6 protein-coding genes are annotated in these 4,205 nt (G+C 29.8%); all 6 read left to right on the top strand.

What is annotated here, in order from left to right:
* The first annotated feature begins 284 nt into the window (after positions 1-284).
* Positions 285-896: a hypothetical protein gene (locus Q0625_RS06340; RefSeq protein ID WP_298824708.1), complete on the top strand. Its 612-nt coding sequence runs from the start codon at positions 285-287 to the stop codon at positions 894-896.
* Positions 897-976: 80 nt separating this feature from the next.
* Positions 977-1,630 carry a hypothetical protein gene (locus Q0625_RS06335; protein ID WP_298824707.1) on the top strand — a complete coding sequence of 218 codons (654 nt, stop codon included), beginning with the start codon at positions 977-979 and terminating at the stop codon, positions 1,628-1,630.
* Between the two features lie 96 nt (positions 1,631-1,726).
* Entirely contained in the window at positions 1,727-2,068 is a 342-nt protein-coding gene (locus tag Q0625_RS06330; protein WP_009413246.1) for a hypothetical protein, read from the top strand.
* 104 nt (positions 2,069-2,172) lie between these two features.
* Entirely contained in the window at positions 2,173-3,249 is a 1,077-nt protein-coding gene (locus Q0625_RS06325; RefSeq protein ID WP_298824701.1) for a hypothetical protein, read from the top strand.
* Between the two features lie 15 nt (positions 3,250-3,264).
* Positions 3,265-3,798: a hypothetical protein gene (locus Q0625_RS06320; protein WP_298824699.1), complete on the top strand. Its 534-nt coding sequence runs from the start codon at positions 3,265-3,267 to the stop codon at positions 3,796-3,798.
* Positions 3,799-3,810: 12 nt separating this feature from the next.
* A partial coding sequence (locus Q0625_RS06315; RefSeq protein ID WP_298824695.1) for a hypothetical protein occupies positions 3,811-4,205 on the top strand: 395 nt, incomplete at its 3' end.

Here is a 4,205-nt window from a genome sequence, read left to right as displayed (position 1 = left end):
CTCAATCAATTATAAATGTAATTGATATAATGCTACAAGATGAAGATAAGGATATATTATCAAAGGAAGGTTTTCAAGATGCTTTGGTTCAAAATGAAATTAAAGCTCAATTTGAAATGATATCTTTGCTTAAAGAGAAAAAATTAACAAGTGAGTTTAAACATTGGTTACGATAAATAATTAATATTCACCCCCTTTATAATTTTATTATAAGTCGGTAATATGTTATTGGGGAATATAAAATGAAACTACTTTCTAAAAAGAATGAAATAAACATCACTAATATGAAATATTATATCATAAAAAATCGAAAAATGCCTTGGGGTGACTATGGGAATACCCTTTTTGAAGGTCGCCTTTTGATAATGGATGAAAATTACCAAATTACTGAAGTACACAAAATAGAACGTGCTGCTCCGTATATTCCTGAAATATACACTACTATCTCAAACTATATAGTAGTTCGTGAGGATATAAAAGACTTATTGCTTAACAACGATATCAAGGGTATTGAAAAAGTACACCCTACTGAATTTACTAAATTGGTAGATATTGATTGGCAGCAGTGGGATTTGAACGCTCCAAATCCTAAAATATACCCTCGAGGAGGAGAGCCTATTAACTATATAAAAGGTAGAAAACACAATCCTAAATTCTTAGACCTTATTTCTCATTCATATTATAGTTTAGGTTTAGCTAAACAAGAAAAAATATTTGAAGTAGTATCAGATAAATCTGATTACGAAAATCATACTCATCATCATATCAAAGCAGCTGAAGTAAAATACGACTTATTTAAATGTGGTAGTATTATAGCTTCAGAGAAGTTTAAAAACCTTATAGAAACCTATACAGATAATTGTTTGCGCTTTATTCCTTTGCAAGAAAGTAAATAGTGCAGTAAAGAAACAAGAAAATTAAGAAAACAAGCCATTATCTATGTTCAAAAACATAGATTACATTAATTGTTTATATTATGTCACAAGATATTTTTAACGATTTATTCATTGTAAGAAATAAATCAATGAGTTTTCAAATCACTGAAAAAGATACTGTTTCAGGTAGTAGAATAGGAGGGAATGAACCTATTTTCTTTTCTGAGCAGCGTATTCGTGAATTGAACTTGACAAATCATCTCTACTTTATGACTATAAGTAATGATTTGATAAAAGAAATAGATACAGAATTTTCTGTTTTTATTCCTAAAAAAATAGAAGACACTTTGTATCCCAAACATAATATTTTATGTATTGCACACCCTTTTTCTAACAGAAAAGAAGGAATTTCATCTTTTTCTAATTCAAATATTGTAGGTAGAAAGCTCGTCATAGGAAATTTACAAGAAGATATTGAAGAAATTGAAGATGAAGAGGAGGAAGAATCTTTTTTTGAAAGCGTTTATGGAAATAAAATAGGAGGTAATCCGTCGTTATTACAAGAAGAAGATTATTATTTTTCTAATTTAAAAAATAATAATTTTGATTTCATTTTTCAATTTGATGAAAGTTCATATCAAAAAGGACAAGTAAAAGGGAACAAACCTTTTCTTAATGGTATTATTTATTTCTATGGAAAGATAAATAACCATAAAATAAGTAATATCATAACAGGTTTTTGGCAAAAAGGGTAATGTTTCAAATGTGTTATTAAATCCTCATTGATAAGGCACGAGCTACAAGCTCGCGCCAGTAGGGAAATATAGCAAAAAGATTACATTAGAAAATAAATGAAAAATTCATTAGAAAAACTTAAACTTTTAGGCAAAATGCCAAATGAAGATCTGGACAATGACTCTCAAGATGTACTTGATTTATCTAATAAATATAGAGAGTTATTAATGGAAATAGAAGAACCTATTTCTATAGAAACTGGTTATGCTCTTTTATCTTTTTTACCTTCTAAAAGATTTTATGGTTTAGAATTTGAAATCTTGTCAAAAATAGAAACTATAGAATTAAATAATGAAGAGCAGATGAAGAGCTATGAGAACCTTATAAATTCTTGTCCTAATGAAGAGATTAGAGATAATTTAATAGTTGGATATGAAAACTGGAAAGAAGACTGTTAGTTAGATGATATTTCAAATGTGTTGTTAAAAGAATTCTCCACGAACTACACCAAGAATCCAAAAAAAAGTAAATAGAAGAAAAAGCATTACTAATTTTCAGAAAAATGGACTTAAACAAGCTATTGTATTTCTCTCTGTTGAGGTTTTGCGGGGAGCAGCAGGAAGAAAAAGAGGAGCTTTTGAAAATTACAAACTACCAAAATGAGGAAGGTGATTTTCTGTTGGCTACACTGCCTAAAAAGAGAGAACTTGATGAACTGCTATATGCACTGAAAAATGATGTCTTGTATGATAAACTCCAAACAGAGATTTCTCATTCTTGTTTTGAGGATGTTTTTTCTCTTTTAGAAGTCTGTTTAAGAGCCTTTTATTACTACGACAACCATTATATCAATGATAGGTTACAGTTCTTTTCATTGATTCAGTTACTAAAAAAAGAGAATACGGAACACGCCTTTAAGTATTTATTGTTCTTTAACCCTTGTGGGGAAACTTTTATAGATAGTAACCAACTCACAAAGCAGGGGTATTTTATGGATAACATAGCTATCGATATAAAAGAGGTTTTTGAAAAGCTGTTTTCTGCTGTCTTTGAGTTAAAAAACAAGAAAGAATGTTATTACCCAATAGCTAAAAAGGATATAGAATGCTTGTATTCTCTGTTAAAAGAAATGGTATATACTATTTTTGGAGCGCAAACGCTTACACTTTCGCAGGCTGTAAAAACGTTTTTTGAGATAGACGAGGATAGAGAAAAGCTATACTTATCTCTTTCAAAAGCTATTGATTTTTACAAGTTAGTTAGCTTTGATAATGAAGATAATAGCGCCTCTCATTATTATATGAGAGATTATATGGGAGAGGAAATTCCTACTATAGAAAACAAAGTTTGCAGGAGTGCTAAAACTAAATATAAAAGTGAATGCTTGATAGATAGTTATCTTTTTAAGTATGCTGAAACTCCTAATGAGTTCATAGCTTTTTTGGGCTTTTTAAAAGCGCATAATTTTCAGCAATATATAAAATTCTCTATACTCTTGTTTTCACACCCACTTATTATTTTCGATTGGGAGTTTAAAAGGGCTTTATGCCGTTCTAAAATAAGGGAAATTTTGCCCCAAGGAGGATATGCTATGAATCTATTAGATAAACTTAAAGCAATCATACAAAAGAACAACTAATTTCTTTTTACCATTATGAAAGAATTATTTTCAATAAAGTCTTTTCCTGCTGAAGGGTTAAACAAACGAGATGTTGAGGATAGTACTGTAAGTGAGGCTTTGCAAACTATCTATCCTAAAAATAAATCGTCTAACTTATGTATGATATGGAATGGGGTGGCTTTGGATTTAGAAATGCACGATGAGGTTGCCGATATTTATTGGGATATTGTCAAAATGCTATACGATATGTATGAACAACCTTTGTCCGAAACAAAAGTGCATTGGGGTAGTAATGTATTTATGGCAGAGTGGATAATAAAACCCTACAATGATATGCTTTACATTAGTGCTTATTGGACAGTTTTAAAACACAAAAAGCATCTTTTGCCTGAGCTAAACACTCCTAATGATACAATTCACATCAAAAAAGAGGTTTTTATTGCTTATTGGTTGGAATTACTTAGGAAAATACAGGTTGATTTAAAGCAACAAGGTTATAATGAAAGTAATTTAGAAGATTTTTACCATATCGATACTATTTTTAAACATTATTATTACCATATTTAAATTAAAACTACAATGAGAACCGTAAAGAAAAAAGCAAGTGTTATAGGATTAAAATATACTCCATCAGCAGGTTGGTTGGATATCAATTTTGGCGAAGAGGTTTTTCGTTTGTTAAAAGGGGAGGTAATGCTCGACAAAACCCCTTATAGTGATGAAACTTTAGTACCTATTGAAAATCCAACCATAGAAGGTGATATTTTCTCCTATCAAGTAGGAAAAACCTTATATAAAATGGACTGCTCCACTATGGAAGGGGCTATAGATTTAGCACTGTTGGTGCAAAAGCTAAAGAATGAAACCAAAATAGTAAAGAATTCTATTGATGAGAATTTTGAAATTACTTTAGAAAAGAATGAATTTGCTTTCAGTATTGGAGATTTTAATAGAAGGATATTAATAGACTATAA

This window comes from uncultured Capnocytophaga sp. (assembly GCF_938029845.1).
Lineage (GTDB): Bacteria > Bacteroidota > Bacteroidia > Flavobacteriales > Flavobacteriaceae > Capnocytophaga.
Note: the sequence above shows the minus strand (reverse complement) of the source record. Positions and strands in the feature narration are given on the sequence as shown.